The 1,102-nt window shown below is 58.0% G+C and carries 2 protein-coding genes; both read right to left on the bottom strand.

Annotation, left to right across the window (positions count from 1 at the left end):
- Positions 1-173 precede the first annotated feature (173 nt).
- Entirely contained in the window at positions 174-815 is a 642-nt protein-coding gene (locus AC1DLB_RS30685) for a hypothetical protein (RefSeq protein WP_477744438.1), read from the bottom strand.
- Between the two features lie 178 nt (positions 816-993).
- Positions 994-1,102: RcnB family protein (locus AC1DLB_RS30690; RefSeq protein WP_477786365.1), on the bottom strand; the 109-nt coding region annotated here is incomplete at its 5' end.

Genomic DNA, 1,102 nt, shown 5'->3' on the forward strand with positions numbered 1-1,102 from the left:
ACATACATACTCCCATCAGGACAAAGTTGAATCAGCCTTACAGTAGTAGTCCATCGTGTCGGATTTGCTCACGCATGTAGCTGGGCTGATCTCCCGCACCTCGCCATCGGGCAAATTGCAGGCGAAAAAAAACCGGGTTCCTGATGGATACCCGGTTTTTGAGAGTCCTGGACTTAATCCAGTCGTTTCGAGATCGAAGTACGAGCGCTGCTCAACCCTTTCGTGTTGTGATCGCCAGGCGTAGTGGCCGAAATGGCAGAGGCCTTGGCAACTCCTCGCGTGTCCCTGGAATGCGCAATGCCCGAAGTGACTGCGCCATGGCCACGGTCACTGTTACGTTCGCTACCAAAGTGGTTGCCATTGACGCCATGGTCCCGGACGGCTTTGCCGGCGTGATCACTGCTCAAGCCTGCGCCACGGCCGACATGGGCGCCACTCAAGCCTGCGCCACGGCCAACATGGGTGCCACTCAAGCCTGCGCCACGGCCGACATGGGTGCCACTCAAGCCTGCACCACGGCCGACATGGGTGCCACTCAAGCCTGCACCAAGACCGACATGGTCGCTACTCAAGCCTGCGCCACGGCCATTGCTACTGACGCCGCCGGAATGGCCGGAACCGCCGTTGCCACCATGACCACCGCCGTTACCGCCGCCATTGCCACCACCGTTACCACCGCCACCACCACCTCCATTGCCACCATCCTTCGCGTAGGCGGAGCTCATGATGGACAGTTCAGCGGGCAATAACGGGGCGGCTGCAAGCATCATCACGCAGGACATGACGGCAACAAAACTCTTGTTTTTTAATAGCATGGTGAGGTTCCGTGGAGGTTGATATTGCACGGAATAATTGACCGTATCCCCCCCACACAGTTCAAAGGCCGGCGACCAGCGGGCAAGCAATGTGCAGTGATCGAACCGGCACACTGCTTCCCGCGATGTTGCGGGTCGTTATGCGGCAAGGGCGCAATTGAAATTTATCGCCCTCACATCAATCGAACGCACCATTGAGCACCTCGTAGATGATCCCGGTAGCGATGGCCACCAAAATCAAGTCAGTGCCAGCCTGCTGCCACTCATAGCCATCGTAGTGGGGAAGC

The sequence above is a fragment of the Pseudomonas sp. 05N434 genome, assembly GCF_056396965.1.